The organism is Ramlibacter aquaticus (assembly GCF_015159745.1).
Lineage (GTDB): Bacteria > Pseudomonadota > Gammaproteobacteria > Burkholderiales > Burkholderiaceae_C > Ramlibacter > Ramlibacter aquaticus.
Window position 1 is genome coordinate 1 of the sequence record NZ_JADDOJ010000099.1, and the last position, 13892, is coordinate 13892.

The following is a 13892-nucleotide window of genomic DNA, read 5'->3' on the forward strand; positions in this document are numbered from 1 at the left end:
ACTTGGCGCGTCCGACCAGGTCGCCGAAGCCCGGCTTCTTCTCGGCGTTGTCGCCCGTGGTGGCCTGCTTGTAGAGCGCGTAGATCTTCAGCAGGGTGGCGCTGCGTGTCGCCATGGGCATCCTTCGTGGTTCTGCGCCGTAAGATACCGCGAACCCCCTAGAACCCCAAGGACCCCTGCCATGGCCGACCTGAAAGCCGCCTTCGAAGCCGCCGTTGCGAATTCCAAGACCCTGGCGGAGCGCCCGGACAACGCCACCCTGCTGAAGATCTACGCGCTCTACAAGCAGGCCACCACGGGCGACAACGCCGAGAAGAAGCCGGGCTTCGGCGACCTGGTCGGACGCGCCAAGTGGGACGCCTGGAACGCGGTCAAGGGAACGCCCGCCGAGGCCGCGATGCAGCAGTACGTGGACCTGATCGAGTCCCTGCGCTGAACGGCGCGGCGGCGGGCCGCGCTCAGGCGACGATGCCGCGCTCGCGCAGCGCCGCGACCTGCGCCTCGCTCAGGCCGATCTCGCGCAGCACGGCGTCGGTGTCCTGGCCCAGGGCCGGGGCCGCGCGGCGCATCCCGCCGGGGCTGGCCGACAGCCGGGGCACCACGCCCGGCACCATGAGACGGCTGCCGTCGCCCATCGCGACCTCCTGCAGCATGCCGCGCGCGGCGTAGTGCGGGTCGGCGGCGATGTCGGCCACGGTGTAGATGCGCCCGGCCGGCACGCCCGCGGCGTCCAGCGCTGCCAGCACCTGGGCCACGCTGCGCTGCGCGGTCCAGTCGCCGATGGCGGCGTCGATCTCCTCCACGCGCGCGACGCGGCCGGCGTTCGCCTGCAGCTGCGGGTCGGCGGCCAGGTCGGCCCGGCCGATCACGCCCATGAGGCGGCGGAAGATGCTGTCACCGTTGCCGGCCACGATGGCGTAGCCGCCGTCCTGGCAGCGGTAGGCATTGGTGGGCGCGATGCCGGGCATGGCGCTGCCCGCGGGCCCGCGCACCGCGCCGAAGGCGCTGTACTCGGGCAGCAGGCTTTCCATGCAGTTGAACACCGCCTCGTACAGCGCCACGTCCACCACCTGGCCCTGGCCGGTGCGATGGCGGTGCTGCAGTGCGAGCAGGATGCCGATCACGCCATGCAGCGAGGCCAGGGTGTCGCCGATGGACACGCCCACGCGCACCGGCACGCGGCCAGGCTCGCCCGTCAGGTGGCGCAGCCCGCCCATGGCCTCGGCGACCACGCCGAAGCCGGGCCGGTCGCGGTAGGGGCCGGTCTGGCCGTAGCCGCTGATGCGCAGCATGATGAGGCGCGGGTTCTGCGCCAGCAGCACCTCGGGGCCCAGGCCCCAGCCCTCCATGGCGCCGGGGCGGAAGTTCTCGACCAGGACGTCGGCCTCGCGCGCGAGCCGGCGCACGATGTCCTGGGCCTCGGGCTGGCGCAGGTCCAGCGCCAGGGAGCGCTTGTTGCGCGACTGCACCTGCCACCAGACCGAGGTGCCGTCCTTGAGCAGGCGCCAGCCGCGCAAGGGGTCGCCGCCGGCCGGCGGCTCGACCTTGATCACCTCGGCGCCGAAATCGCCCAGCGTCTTGGCCGCGAAGGGCCCGGCGATCAGCTGCCCCAGTTCCAGGACCTTCAGGCCCTCCAGCGGTGCGCCCATCGTGTCAGGCCTTCTTCGCGGCGGGCTTCTTGGCAGCGTGCTTGCGGGGCACCGGCTCTTCGCCGCGCTCGTGGCGCTTCAGGGCCTCGTCCCAGGCCTTGTGCGGGTCCTCCTGCGCGAGCAGCAGGTCCAGGTTCTTGACGATCTCGGTCTCGATGCGGCCCTTGAAGGCACCCAGCACCAGGCCCAGGCGGGCGTCGAGCTGGAACTTGTCCTTGCCCACGTGCAGTTCGCCGTTCACGCCGCTGCGCGTGAAGCTCACCAGGTCGTGGGCCTTGCCTTCCTCGTAGGTGCAGGCCATGCCGAGCTTGGATTCGGCCGTCTCGGCCCACTTGAAGGCGAGCTTGCGCGCGCCGGCCAGGCCCAGGTGGTGCTCACGCACGATGTGGATGTCAGGCACGGGCCATCTCCTTGAGTCGTTGGTGTCGCAGCGCGCGCGGCAGGGCCGCCAGCGCCTTGACCGCATCATAGAACCGGCCCCAGTCGTCGCCATTGAGATGGAACAGGGCTTCGAAGCCCGGGACCAGTTCGTCGTAGGCGGCCTGGGCGCCGAAGGCGGCGTTGTTGGCCTCGGCCACCCAGCGGTCGTAGGCCTGGTAGCGCGCCGGGTCGCCCGGCCAGCTCGCGCGCAGCTGCTGCCACTGGCCGCGGAAGTCGCGCAGGACCTGCTGCTTCTGCGCTTCGCGCTGGTCCGCGGGCGCCTGCTCGTAGACGGCCTGCAGCCGGGCCCGCGTCGCCGCCGTGAGCGCGCGGAACTGCTGGCGGCGGCCGTCGTACTGGGCGTAGGCCTCGCGCGCCTGCGCCCCGCCCTCCTCCTTCAGCCACAGCGCACCGCCCAGGCGCTCCACCGCCGTCGCGAAGGATTCATTGAACATGGTGTCGTCGCGCGCATAGACCACCTGGTGCGCCAGCTCGTGGAAGACCAGCCGCGCCAGTTCCCCTTCCGGGTACAGGATGAAGGTGTTGAGCAGCGGGTCGCCACCGGCCCAGTTCATCCAGCCCAGGGTGGAATAGGCCGGCACCGGGTACACGCTGGCCTCGTAGCCCTCGCGGGTGAGCTCGGCGGCCTGGGCGCGGGCCTGGGCCTCGTCGAAGAAGCCGCGGTAGCCCACGCAGCCGGTGACCGGGAAGCAGTAGGGCTTGAGGGTGAGCGAGTAACGCGGCGCGGCCACCACGTTCCAGACCGCCGCGCTGCGGTGCAGGTCGGCGTAGCGGGTGTAGCTGGCGTTGTCGGGCAGGCCCAGGCGGCGGCTCGCGTAGGCGCGTATGCGCCGGGCCAGCGCCAGCCGTTCCTTCAGGCGCGGCGGGGTGGCCGGGTCCTGCAGCCAGTCCGGCAGCGGGCGGGCCGCGGCCATGAGGTGGATGTGGCCGCTGGCCGACTGCCAGTAGTAGCCCAGGTTGCCGCAGCCGGCGAGCAGCGCCAGGGACGCCAGGGCGGCTGCCGCCCGGGCATGTCGCCACCATCGCTGCCACCGCAAGTCCATGGGACGGTCAGGCCGGCCGCACCTCGACCAGGCAGTCGTAGAACACCGGGCCGCGGCCCATGTCCGTCAACTTCTGGCTGGTCAGTTCGTTCACGTTGGTGCCGTCCAGCCCCAGCTTGCGCCACCAGATGCCCAGCCCGTGGACCACGCCCGGCCGGGCCCGCGGCGACACGCGCGCCGTGCAGCGGTACTCGCCGCGGTCGTTGAACACGCGCACCACGGCGCCATCGGCGATGCCGCGGGCGGCCGCGTCGCCGGCGTGGATCTCCAGCAGCGGCTCGCCCTCGATGTCGCGCAGGCTCTTCACGTTCACGAAGGTGGAGTTGAGGAAGTTGCGTGCCGGCGGCGAGATCATGGCCAGCGGGTAGCGCTCGGAGCTGCCGATGGCCTCGTGGTTGGGCAGGTGGTCGGGCAGCCCGTCCATGCCCTGGCGCGCGAGGCGCTCGCTGAAGAACTCGCAGCGCCCCGAGGGCGTGGGAAAGCCGCCCTCGGCGAAGGGCGCATCCGGCAGGTGCAGGCTGGTGAAGCCCTGCGCCATCAGCTCGGCGTAGTCGGCGCCCTCGCCGAAGGCGGTGACGCACAGGCTGGCGTCGTCCTCGGCGAAGCAGGGCTCGGTGAAGCCCAGGCGCCGGGCGAGCTCGCGGAACACCGCGGTGTTGGGCCGCGACTCGCCCAGGGGCGCAATGGCCGGCCGGTTCAGCACGATGTCGGTGTGGCCGTAGGCGGTGTGGATGTCCCAGTGCTCCAGCTGCGTGGTGGCCGGCAGGATGAAATCGGCGTAGTCGGCGGTGTCAGTCTGGAACTGCTCCAGCACCACGGTGAACAGGTCCTCGCGCGCGAAGCCGGCCACCACCTTGCCGGACTCCGGCGCCACCGCGACGGGGTTGCTGTTGTAGACGATCAGGGCCTCGACCCGGGGACCGAATTCCGGCGAGGCCGGGCGCAGCAGGTCGTCGCCGATGGTGGACATGTTGATGGTGCGCGGCCTGCGCGCGCGCAGCAGGTCGGGCCGCTGCAGCGCCGCACGGTCGATGGGGTAATGGCCCGAGCTGGAGAGCAGCACGCCGCCGGCCCGATGCCGCCAGGCCCCGGTGAGCGCGGGCAGGCAGGCGATGGCGCGCACCGCGTTGCCGCCGCCGCGTGCGCGCTGCACGCCATAGTTCAGGCGGATCGCCGCGGGGCGTGTCGTGCCCCACTCCCGCGCGAGGGCGCGGATCTGCGCCGCCTCCAGGCCGCAGACCTCGGCCGCGCGCTCGGGCGTCCAGCGCAGGGCGCGTTCGCGCAGCGCCTCGAAGCCCAGCGTGTGGCGGGCGATGTAGTCGTGGTCCAGCCAGTCATTGACGATCAGCTCGTGCATCAGCGCCAGCGCCAGCGCGGCGTCGGTGCCGGGGCGCAGTTGCAGGTGCTCGTGGCACTTCTCGGCGGTCTCGGTGCGCCGCGGGTCGATGCAGACCAGCCGGGCGCCGTCGCGCTTGGCCTGCTGCGCGAGGCGCCAGAAATGCAGGTTGCTGGCGATGGAGTTGCTGCCCCAGATGAGGATCAGCTTGGCCTCGGCAAAGAACTCGACCTTCATGCCGACCTTGGCACCCAGGGTCTGCACCAGCGCCTCGCCGCCGGCGCTGGCGCAGATGGTGCGGTCCAGCAGGGAGGCGCCCAGCTTGTGGAAGAAGCGCATGGCCATGGATTCGCCCTGCACCAGGCCCATGGTGCCGCAATAGCTGTAGGGCAGGATGGCTTCGGGATCGCGCGCGGCGATGGCCGACAGGCGCGCGGCGATCTCGTCCAGCGCCTCGTCCCAGCCCACGCGCTCGAAGCGGCCCGACCCCTTGGGGCCGACCCGCCGCAAGGGGTGCAGCAGGCGCTCCGGGTGGTAGCTGCGCTCGGTGTAGCGCGAGACCTTGGTGCACAGCGCGCCGTCGGTGTGGCGGTGCGCCGGGTTGCCCTGCACCTTGATCGCGACGCCGTCGCGCACCGTGGTGACGAAGGCGCAGGTGTCGGGGCAGTCGTGCGGGCAGGCGCCGCGCACCTCGCCGTTGAAGGGCAGCGTGGCGGCGGCGAGGGCAGCGTGGCTCATGGCGCGCGCCTCAGCCGAACTCGCGCGTGCGCGCCAGGCCCTGCAGGAAGGCCTCGCAGCGCGCGAGCTGCTCCAGGCTCACGTACTCGTCGGCCTGGTGGGCCTGGTTGATGCTGCCCGGCCCGCACACCACCGTCGGGATGCCGGCCTGCTTGAACAGCCCGGCCTCGGTGCCGAAGGCCACGTTGGTGGTGCGGCGCTCGCCCGCCAGGCGCTGGGCGAGACGCGTCACCGCGTCGGCCTCCGAGCCCAGGAAGCTGGGGATCTCGCAGATCGGCTCGAAGCTGAAGCCCGTGCCCGGCGCCACCTTCTGCATGGCCGGCTCCAGGGACTTCGCGTAGGCGACCAGCTCGCGCTGCATGGCGTGCACGTCGGCCGTGGGCAGGTCGCGGAATTCGTAGCGGAACTCGGCATCGCGCGGCACCACGTTGTCGGCGATGCCGCCGTGGAACTGGCCCACGCTGGCCGTGGAGAAGGGCACGTCGAAGCCCTCGTAGCGCGGCTCGCTGCGCTCGAAGCCCTCGGCCATGTCGCGCAGCCGGGTCACCACGCGGGCGGCCATCTCGATCGCGTTGACCGATTGCGGCGTCAGCGAGGAATGCGCCTCCTTCCCGCGCACGCAGCAGCGGTAGCGCCAGACGCCCTTGTGGGCGATGGCAGGCACCATGCTGGTGGGCTCGCCCACGATGCAGGCCAGCGGCTTCACGCCGGCCTCGCGCATGTCGGCGATCAGCCCGCGCACGCCGAAGCAGCCGACCTCCTCGTCGTAGCTGAAGGCGAAGTGGATCGCGTGCGGCAGGTCGGCTTCCAGGAAGGTGCGCGCATTCGCAACGGCAAGTGCGATGAAGGCCTTCATGTCGGCCGAGCCGCGGCCGTAGAGCCTGTCGTCCCGGACCTCGCCGCCCAGCGGGTCAACGCTCCAGTCCTGGCCGTCCCAGGGCACGGTGTCCGTGTGGCCGGACAGGATGATGCCGGCCGGCTTGCCCTCGCCCAGCGTGGCGAAGAGGTTGGCCTTGGTGCGGCTGTCGTCGTAGGTGAGCCGGGACTTCACGCCCAGCGGCGCGAGGGCGTCGCGGATGGCGTGGATGAGTTCCAGGTTGGAACCGTCGCTGACGGTGCGGATGCGGACGAAGGACTGCGCCAGCGCGAGCGCGCCCGCCGAGAGGGGCTGCGGGGAAGACTGCATGCCCGGATTGTCGCGGATAACCCCGTACCCCGCGGCCTCCGGGCCGGGCTAGACTGGGGTTTTAGGCAGGCTTCCCATGAACATCCTCGACTCCCTGGTGACCCAGGCGGCGACCATCACCGCCATACGCCGCGACATCCATGCCCACCCCGAACTCTGCTTCGAGGAAAAGCGCACCGCCGACGTGATCGCCGCGCGGCTGACCGAGTGGGGCATCCCCATCCACCGCGGCCTGGGCACCACCGGCGTGGTGGGCATCGTCAAGAACGGCACCAGCGACCGGGCCGTGGGCCTGCGCGCCGACATGGACGCGCTGCCCATGCAGGAGTTCAACACCTTCGCCCACGCCAGCCAGCACGCCGGCCGCATGCACGCCTGCGGCCACGACGGCCACGTGGCCATGTTGCTTGCTGCGGCGCAGCATTTCGCCCGGCAGCGCAACTTCGACGGCACCGTCTACCTCATCTTCCAGCCGGCCGAAGAGGGCGGCGGCGGTGCGCGCGAGATGATCAAGGACGGGCTGTTCGAGCAATTCCCCATGGAGGCCGTGTTCGGCATGCACAACTGGCCCGGCGGCGAGGTCGGCAAGTTCGCCGTCAGCCCCGGCCCGGTGATGGCCTCCAGCAACGAGTTCAAGATCGTCATCCGCGGCCGGGGCAGCCATGCCGCCCTGCCCCACAACGGCATCGACCCGGTGCCCATCGCCTGCCAGATGGTGCAGGCCTTCCAGACCATCATCAGCCGCAACAAGAAGCCCATCGACGCGGGCGTGGTGTCCGTCACCATGATCCACGCCGGCGAGGCCACCAACGTGGTGCCCGACAGCTGCGAGCTGCAAGGGACGGTGCGCACCTTCACGGTGGAGGTGCTGGACATGATCGAGAAGCGCATGCAGCAGATCGCGCAGCACATCTGCGCGGCCCACGATGCCGAGTGCGAGTTCGAGTTCGTGCGCAACTACCCGCCCACCATCAACTCCGCGGCCGAGGCCGAGTTCGCGCGCCAGGTGATGGCCTCCATCGTCGGCGAGGACAACGTGCTCAAGCAGGAGCCCACCATGGGCGCGGAAGACTTCGCCTACATGCTGCAGGCCAAGCCCGGCGCCTACTGCTTCATCGCCAACGGCGACGGCAGCCACCGAGAGATGGGCCACGGCGGCGGCCCCTGCATGCTGCACAACCCCAGCTACGACTTCAACGACGAGCTGATCCCCCTGGGTGCGACCTACTGGGTGCGCCTGGCTGAGGCCTGGCTGGCCCGTCCCGCGCCGTGAGCACCGCCGCCGACAACTTCTCGGCGAGCTACGCCGAGGCCCGGTCGCGCCTGCACGAGGCCGCGCGGTCCGCCGGCCTGGCGGTGGAGTCCATCGCCCATCCGCTGGCCGGGGCCCAGGGCGAGCCGCTGGCGCTGGACATCGTGCGCGACGGCCCGGCCGATGCAAAGCGCGTGCTCTTCCTGTCCAGCGCCTGCCATGGCGTCGAAGGCTTCTGCGGCAGCGGCGTGCAGCTCGCGGCGCTGCGCGACGCGGCCTGGCGCGAGCGTGCCCGCAGCCGCGGGGTGGCGGTGGTGGTTCTGCACGCGCTCAACCCGCACGGCTTCTCGCACCTGCGCCGCGTGACGCAGGAAAACGTGGACCTGAACCGCAATTTCCAGGAATTTTCGCAGCCGCTGCCACGCAACGAAGGCTATGCCCGCATCCACGGGCTGCTGCTGCCGGCGCAGTGGCCACCCACCGAGGCCGCGCAGGCGGAACTGATGGCCTTCGTGGCCCAGCACGGCATGCGCGCCTTCCAGGCCGCGATGTCCGGTGGCCAGCACGAGTTCCCCGACGGCCTCTTCTACGGCGGCAACGCGCCCACCTGGAGCAACCAGGCCGTGCGCGAGGCGCTGCGCCGGCACGGCCGGCGCGCGGAGCAGGCGGCCTGGATCGACTTCCACACCGGCCTGGGCCCGCAGGGCGTGGGCGAGCGCATCTATTCGGGCCCCGACGAGCCGAACGAGCTGGCCCGTGCCCGGGCCTGGTGGGACGGCGGCGGGCGCACGCCGGTCACCAGCTTCCACGACGGCTCCTCCACCTCGGCGCCGCTGACGGGCCTGATGTACGGCGCGGCCGCGCAGGAATGCCCGCAGGCCGAATGGACCGGCCTCGCGCTGGAATACGGCACGGAGCCCTGGGACGTGGTGGCGCATGCGCTGCGCGCCGACCACTGGCTGCACCTGCACTCCGAAGCACCCGCCGCGCAGGCGCAGGCCATCCACCGCCAGATGCGCGACGCCTTCTACACGTACACGGACACGTGGAAGGCGCAGGTGCTGGCGCAGGCCTTCGACGCCATGGACCAGGCGGTGACCGGCCTGTCGGCCTAGCCCAGCTGCGCGGCGCGGTGCCGCGCGATCTCCAGCAGGCCGTCGAAGATCAGGCCTTCGACCAGCTCGAAGTGCACGGACATGTGCGGTGCCATCTTCCAGCCCGCGCCCCCTGTCATCACGCACAGCGGCTCGGCGCCGCAGTGCTGGCGCACATGCTGCACCATGCGCTCGACGGCGCCCGCGATGGCGTAGGTGCCGCCGCTGGTCAGCGCGTCGGAGGTGTTGGTCGGAAAAAGGCGCACCTCGCCGGTGGGCACGTGCAGGCCGGCCGTGCCCGACTCCAGCGCCTTGAGCATGATGCCGTGGCCGGGCAGGATGAGTCCGCCCAGGAAGCAGCCCGAGGCGTCCACGGCTTCCACGGTCACGGCCGTGCCCACCATGACCACCACCAGCGGCCGGGCCGGGCCCTGGGCCAGTGCGCGGTGCCAGGCGCCGATGATGGCCACCCAGCGGTCCGCGCCCAGCCGGGTCGGATGGTCGTAGCCGTTGGTGACGCCCGCTTCCTGCGCGCTGGCCACCACCCAGCGCAGCGGCACGTCCCACAGTTCCTCGACCTGCTCCTCCACGCGGCGCTTGATCGCGTCGGTGGCCACGGCGCAACCCAGCATCGCCGTGGGCGCCGGCAGGCCGGCCCAGGTGGTGTCCGCGAGCTTGTCGATGTTCTCGAGGAATTCGGCGCCGTGCGCGAGCAGGGCCGCGCCCGGCTGCGCGTCCTCGAACAGCGCCCACTTCAGGCGTGTGTTGCCGATGTCGATGGCCAGCAGCGTCATGCGTTCAGGCCTGCATGGCCTGCAGCTGCGCCGCCAGCGCCTGCAGGCCGGTGGCCAGGCCCGCCTCGTGCGCCTGCAGCTGGCCACAGTCCGCCAGCGCCTGCTTGATGCCCAGCTGCAGCTCGCGGTGGCAATCCATGGGCCCTTCCAGGCTGAGCCTGGTGCTGCCCGTCTCGGCGGCATCCTCGGCCACCGGGTCCAGGCGCTGGCGCCAGGCGCGCACCCGGGTGGCGGCGACCTGCTGCAGGGCCTGGACGATGGCGGCGCGGCGGGCGGCCGAGGCCTGGGCCTGCTGGTGCGCCTGCTGGGCCGCGCCGCTGGCGGCCCGCAGGGCCTTCAGCCGCGCCACCAGGGTTTCGCAACGCGCCGCCTCCAGGCGCAGCTGCTGGCGTTCCTCGTCCGTGGTGGCCGCGGCCCCGCGCGTCTTCAGCTGGTTGCGCATGTCCTGCAGCCAGCGCGCGCCCTGGTCGATGATCTTGTCGATGGCCCGGTATTCGACTTCCAGCTCCAGCAGCGTGAGGTCGGTGCGGCTGGCCTGGCCGCCCTGGCGCGCCTGCAGGCCCTCGAGCAGCCCCTGGAGCGCGGCGAGTTCGGCCTTCTGCTGCTCGTACTGGGCACAGAAGCCGGCGCCGGCGCTGCGTCCCTTGCCCGTCAGTCGGGCCAGCAGGCCGCGCCGTTCGAGCAGGCTGAAATCGAGCTGGGGCAAGGCATCGGCCACGCGCTGCAGCTGGGCCGCCAGCGGCGCGTAGTCGCGCTGCTGCGCCTGCTGCTCCAGCTCGACGCGCAGCTGCGCGAGCCGGGCCACGTGCTGGTGCCCGACGTCGCTGGCCATGGCGTCCAGGTAGGCGGCGGGGTTGGCGGCCGCGCGCGGCTGCACCCGGGCCATCTTGGCCGGGGTCATCAGCGAGGCGGTGCGGTCGGGATCGGGCATGGGGCCGGTGGCGTTACGGACTGCAATATAAACCGGCGCCGGCCCGGCGGCTCAGAGCGCCCCGAACCAGCAGGCGCGCTGGATGGCCGCCATCTTGTTGTCGACCCGCAGCTTGGACATCGCATTGGCCAGGTGGTAGTTGACCGTGCGCTCCGTGCAACTGAGGCGCTCGGAGGACTGGCGGGCCGTCAGGCCCTCGAAGGCCAGCTTCAGGCATTCGCGCTCGCGCGGGCTGAGCGCGGAGCGCGCGGCGCCAATCGCCCGCTTGACCAGCGGCCAGATGTTCAGCGCCGACCAGGCCAGGGACGCCGCCTCGGCGCGGCCGGCGAACTCGCGCGGGCTGAACATGAAGCACTCGAAGGCGCGGCCTGCGGGCAGCGAGAACTCGACGCGCACCACGGTCTGGAAGCCGCGGGCCAGCCACATCAGGCGCCAGCGGCTGGCGCCCAGGTCGCCCGACTTGGCGATGTGCTGCCAGGCCACCAGGGGGGCGTCGGACTCGCGCCAGGGGGCGCCGAAATCGCGGCTCTCGGCCAGCGCCATGGCGGCGTCGGCGAGCAGCGGCGGATGCACGGCCACGACCTGCCGGGCCTCGGGCCCGCCGAAGGGATCGGGGCCCAGCACGGCCACCGCCTCCACCGAAAACTCCCGGAGCGCGCCCACCCAGTCGCTGAGCAGGCCGTCCAGGCTCGCGCTGTCAAAGTTAACAGGGTCCTGCATGACGCTCCGTGCCAGAACCGGGACAATAGCATGAGCTGTCACTGCTCACACACACTCCCAGACCTCCATCGCGCACGTGCCCAAGCACCGCCTTCAGGACCCCCAGAACGCTCGGCCCACGCAGGCAGGATCTGGTGTTTTCGTGCAGTGGCTTCGTGACGAGATCTTCAATGCGCCGCTGGTCCCGGTGCTGCATCCTTCCCCTGTGCGGATGAAAGGCCTGGGGTTCTTCACGCTGATCGGCCACCCGCTGTTCTGGGCGATCTGGGCCATCGTGGTTCCTCAGCCTTATGAGAACCTGCCAATCCGGCTTGTCATGGCTGTGCTCGGCCTGCCCTTGATGAGCCAGCGAATTGCGCATGACCCTGGCAGCCGTCTCAGCGGCCGTGTGTTCACAGCTGTCTTCTGGCTGGAGTTGCCTTTTCTGTTCAGCTGGATGTATCTGTGCAACGGTGGGAACCAAGCATGGCTGGCGAGCGCAGCCGCCATGATCCTGATCTATTACTTTTCGACGGACTGGCGCATCGCCACTGTCGGGCTGTTCGCAGGCGCCGCGAGCGCACGCCTGATTTTCGAGATCGCAGGCCCGGCGGCTCCGCCCATGTCGCACGAGATCGTGATGACGAACACCATGGTTCTGGCGTTCTGCGTCTCCATGGGTTTGCTGCTGGGCATCTCTTCGGCCAACCTGCGACGCGAGCAACTGTCCAACACGCTGGCGACAATGGGGATCATGGCGCACGAGCTTCGCACGCCCCTGGCCACCATGTCTCTGCTGGGTGATGCATTGCGTGGCGCCGCCATGGAGGCGGGCCCACCGGCGGAACCGAAGATCGAAAGCCTGGGCCTGCGGCTGCATTCGTTGGTACGCAACATGCACCACCAGATCGATACGCAGATCGCGAATGCACGGTTGCTGCGGCTGCCCCGTCAGGCAGAACGCGTGGATGCCGCAGAGCTCGTGGCCCAGGCTGTCGCACAGTACCCGTACCGCAGCAGCAGGGAACGGGAATCCGTGCAGGTGGAGGTGCGTCAGGACTTCAACTTCCGAGGCTCCGAACATCAGTTCCGCCAGGTGCTGGACAACCTGATGAAGAACGCCTTGCGCTCCATCGCTGCTGCGACGGGCGCGCCATTGCCCGGTGATCTTCGCATCGTGGTCGACACCAAAGGCCGGACCGGCCTCATCACGGTCAGCGACCAAGGCGTGGGCATCGCACAGGACCTCCTGCCACGCATCTTCGAGCCCTTCTTCTCGACCAACCACAAGACGGGGCACGGTCTTGGGCTGGCCTTCTGCCGAGAAGTCGTGAGGGCCGCCAGAGGCAACATCAGCGTTCGGTCCGAGCCCGGTCGTGGCGCAAGCTTCACCATCGAACTGCCCGAACTGGTCAGCGACTGAATTTTTCAAGAACGCCATGAGCTTCTCTCTGTTTCGCCGTCCCGGCAGCGTCGCGTTTCTTGACGACGACGCCGACTACCTCGACATGCTGGCGCTGGTCATGCCACAGGCGTGGCACGTGAAGCTGTTCGTGCATCCTTCCGCATGCATTCAATCCCTGAAGGCTGAAATGCCATTCTGGGACGCCGACGCATGGACCCAGCAGGAAATGGTTTCTCAATGGCGCGATGGGCGGCCGCTGATTCCTCAGGTCCTGGATTACTGGTCGCGCGCCAGCGAGCGTCACGCCTTCACTCGGGTTTGCGTGGTCGATTACTCGATGCCGGCGATGGATGGAATGCAGGCCTTGGGGCAGCTGGTCGACTGGCCTGGGGCGCGCGTGCTGCTCACCGGCCAGGCGGATGAACAGATCGCGGTGTCCGCTTTCAACCAGGGACTCATCGATCAATTCATCCCCAAGCAGGCGAATGACATCTCGCGCCGGCTCGTGGGCGCGGTCAGCCAGCTGCTGCGGGTTTCGCACGCCCGCCACGCGCAGACCTGGCGCGCCACCTTGCAGCCCCACCAAGACGCTTTGCTGCGCGTTCCCGCCGTCGAGCGCGCGCTCGATGACCTGGCATCCCGCGTGTGGGCGGAGTACGTGGTGATCGGCCAACCGTTCGGCGTTCTGGGCATGTCCGCGGCTGGCCAGGCGACCTGGCTGCAGTTGGAGCTTCCGGGAACTCTGGCCAGCCTCGCGGAGCTGGCGGAATTGCAGGGCGTGCCTGCCGCCGATGTGGCTCGGATTCGGCGTGGGGAGGCGCTTGCCGACGTGGAGCTGGGCCAGTCCCTGGGCCGCGACGGCCCTCCGGTGGTTCGCGACAGCGAATGGCTGGGGGATCCCGGCACAGTCCTGGCTACGCTCTTCGACATCCCCGCGAGCCATGCGCCCGACCCCCACTGCGGCTACCAGAGCTGGCTGTCCCGGCAGCCCAGGCGAACATTGCACAGTTAGGCTTCAACGCCGGCTTGCGCCCGCTGACGTCGCGCGATGGGCCAATCCCAAGGCTTCAGTCGGGGGGCAAGTTGCTGCGCGACAGCCTCCACGTGGGCGAGTTCGGCGTCGGTCAGCGAGGCATCCAGCGTCAGGCGAAGCATCGCGCGGTTCCGGCTCGTCGCAGGGGCGCAGAAAATCGCGCCTGAGGTTGCCCCTAGAAATCGGAGTGCATAACCCGATCGTCAGGCGGCAGATTTTTGCTGCGCCGCCAACCAGCGTTGTTCGAACTGCATTGGGCTGAGATACCCAAGCGCCGAATGTAGCCTCGAA

Annotated in this window: 13 protein-coding genes and 1 pseudogene; 5 read left to right on the forward strand and 9 right to left on the reverse strand. The window is 70.3% G+C overall.

Annotated elements, in window-relative coordinates:
* Window positions 1-100, reverse strand: a pseudogene (locus IM725_RS17795) (acyl-CoA-binding protein); the annotation flags it as partial.
* An 81-nt stretch (window positions 101-181) separates the two neighbouring features.
* Between IM725_RS17795 and IM725_RS17800 the strand changes: the two are divergent.
* Window positions 182-436: an acyl-CoA-binding protein gene (locus IM725_RS17800; RefSeq protein ID WP_193781980.1), complete on the forward strand. Its 255-nt coding sequence runs from the start codon at window positions 182-184 to the stop codon at window positions 434-436.
* 22 nt (window positions 437-458) lie between these two features.
* On the opposite strand, the gene IM725_RS17805 is transcribed toward IM725_RS17800, so the two are convergent.
* The 5 genes from IM725_RS17805 to argE are packed head-to-tail and all read right to left on the reverse strand — an operon-like array spanning window position 459 to window position 6393.
* The gene (locus IM725_RS17805; protein ID WP_193781981.1) at window positions 459-1649 is read right to left on the reverse strand and encodes a CaiB/BaiF CoA transferase family protein; all 1191 of its coding nucleotides are present in this window, start codon (window positions 1647-1649) and stop codon (window positions 459-461) included.
* 4 nt (window positions 1650-1653) lie between these two features.
* Window positions 1654-2049 carry a polyhydroxyalkanoic acid system family protein gene (locus tag IM725_RS17810; RefSeq protein ID WP_193781982.1) on the reverse strand — a complete coding sequence of 132 codons (396 nt, stop codon included), beginning with the start codon at window positions 2047-2049 and terminating at the stop codon, window positions 1654-1656.
* Entirely contained in the window at window positions 2042-3133 is a 1092-nt protein-coding gene (locus IM725_RS17815) for an aminopeptidase (protein ID WP_193781983.1), read from the reverse strand. The genes IM725_RS17810 and IM725_RS17815 overlap by 8 nt, the downstream gene beginning before the upstream one ends.
* A gap of 7 nt (window positions 3134-3140) precedes the next feature.
* Window positions 3141-5207, reverse strand: a complete 2067-nt coding sequence (locus IM725_RS17820; protein WP_193781984.1) for a molybdopterin-containing oxidoreductase family protein — start codon at window positions 5205-5207, stop codon at window positions 3141-3143.
* 10 nt (window positions 5208-5217) lie between these two features.
* Window positions 5218-6393 (reverse strand): acetylornithine deacetylase, encoded by a 1176-nt coding sequence (gene argE / locus IM725_RS17825; protein WP_193781985.1) that lies wholly within the window; start codon window positions 6391-6393, stop codon window positions 5218-5220.
* A gap of 76 nt (window positions 6394-6469) precedes the next feature.
* On the opposite strand from argE, the gene IM725_RS17830 reads away from it, so the two are divergent.
* Window positions 6470-7666 carry a M20 aminoacylase family protein gene (locus IM725_RS17830; protein WP_193781986.1) on the forward strand — a complete coding sequence of 399 codons (1197 nt, stop codon included), beginning with the start codon at window positions 6470-6472 and terminating at the stop codon, window positions 7664-7666.
* The gene (locus IM725_RS17835; protein WP_193781987.1) at window positions 7663-8760 is read left to right on the forward strand and encodes a M14 family metallopeptidase; all 1098 of its coding nucleotides are present in this window, start codon (window positions 7663-7665) and stop codon (window positions 8758-8760) included. Before IM725_RS17830 ends, IM725_RS17835 begins: the two co-directional genes overlap by 4 nt.
* On the opposite strand, the gene IM725_RS17840 is transcribed toward IM725_RS17835, so the two are convergent.
* From IM725_RS17840 to IM725_RS17850, 3 genes are read right to left on the reverse strand one after another with little or no spacing between them, the layout of a single operon-like run.
* The gene (locus IM725_RS17840) at window positions 8757-9533 is read right to left on the reverse strand and encodes a type III pantothenate kinase (RefSeq protein WP_193781988.1); all 777 of its coding nucleotides are present in this window, start codon (window positions 9531-9533) and stop codon (window positions 8757-8759) included. The two genes, IM725_RS17835 and IM725_RS17840, sit on opposite strands and share 4 nt — an antisense overlap.
* A gap of 4 nt (window positions 9534-9537) precedes the next feature.
* Window positions 9538-10464: a hypothetical protein gene (locus tag IM725_RS17845; protein WP_193781989.1), complete on the reverse strand. Its 927-nt coding sequence runs from the start codon at window positions 10462-10464 to the stop codon at window positions 9538-9540.
* A 51-nt stretch (window positions 10465-10515) separates the two neighbouring features.
* Complete coding sequence (locus IM725_RS17850; protein ID WP_193781990.1) at window positions 10516-11184, reverse strand: helix-turn-helix transcriptional regulator; 669 nt, start codon at window positions 11182-11184, stop codon at window positions 10516-10518.
* 76 nt (window positions 11185-11260) lie between these two features.
* Here IM725_RS17850 and IM725_RS17855 point away from each other — a divergent pair, with 76 nt between their 5' ends.
* Both IM725_RS17855 and IM725_RS17860 read left to right on the forward strand, forming a co-directional pair.
* Window positions 11261-12586 (forward strand): sensor histidine kinase, encoded by a 1326-nt coding sequence (locus IM725_RS17855; protein ID WP_287066943.1) that lies wholly within the window; start codon window positions 11261-11263, stop codon window positions 12584-12586.
* Between the two features lie 16 nt (window positions 12587-12602).
* Window positions 12603-13580 (forward strand): response regulator, encoded by a 978-nt coding sequence (locus tag IM725_RS17860; protein ID WP_193781991.1) that lies wholly within the window; start codon window positions 12603-12605, stop codon window positions 13578-13580.
* Window positions 13581-13892: the final 312 nt, after the last annotated feature.

Excerpts from the sequence above, each read along its gene's own strand:
- IM725_RS17800 (WP_193781980.1), top strand. The coding sequence starts at position 182 with ATGGCCGACCTGAAAGCCGCCTTCGAAGCCGCCGTTGCGAATTCCAAG.
- IM725_RS17805 (WP_193781981.1), bottom strand. The coding sequence starts at position 1,649 with ATGGGCGCACCGCTGGAGGGCCTGAAGGTCCTGGAACTGGGGCAGCTG.
- IM725_RS17815 (WP_193781983.1), bottom strand. The coding sequence starts at position 3,133 with ATGGACTTGCGGTGGCAGCGATGGTGGCGACATGCCCGGGCGGCAGCC.
- IM725_RS17820 (WP_193781984.1), bottom strand. The coding sequence starts at position 5,207 with ATGAGCCACGCTGCCCTCGCCGCCGCCACGCTGCCCTTCAACGGCGAG.
- argE (WP_193781985.1), bottom strand. The coding sequence starts at position 6,393 with ATGCAGTCTTCCCCGCAGCCCCTCTCGGCGGGCGCGCTCGCGCTGGCG.
- IM725_RS17830 (WP_193781986.1), top strand. The coding sequence starts at position 6,470 with ATGAACATCCTCGACTCCCTGGTGACCCAGGCGGCGACCATCACCGCC.
- IM725_RS17840 (WP_193781988.1), bottom strand. The coding sequence starts at position 9,533 with ATGACGCTGCTGGCCATCGACATCGGCAACACACGCCTGAAGTGGGCG.
- IM725_RS17845 (WP_193781989.1), bottom strand. The coding sequence starts at position 10,464 with ATGCCCGATCCCGACCGCACCGCCTCGCTGATGACCCCGGCCAAGATG.
- IM725_RS17850 (WP_193781990.1), bottom strand. The coding sequence starts at position 11,184 with ATGCAGGACCCTGTTAACTTTGACAGCGCGAGCCTGGACGGCCTGCTC.
- IM725_RS17860 (WP_193781991.1), top strand. The coding sequence starts at position 12,603 with ATGAGCTTCTCTCTGTTTCGCCGTCCCGGCAGCGTCGCGTTTCTTGAC.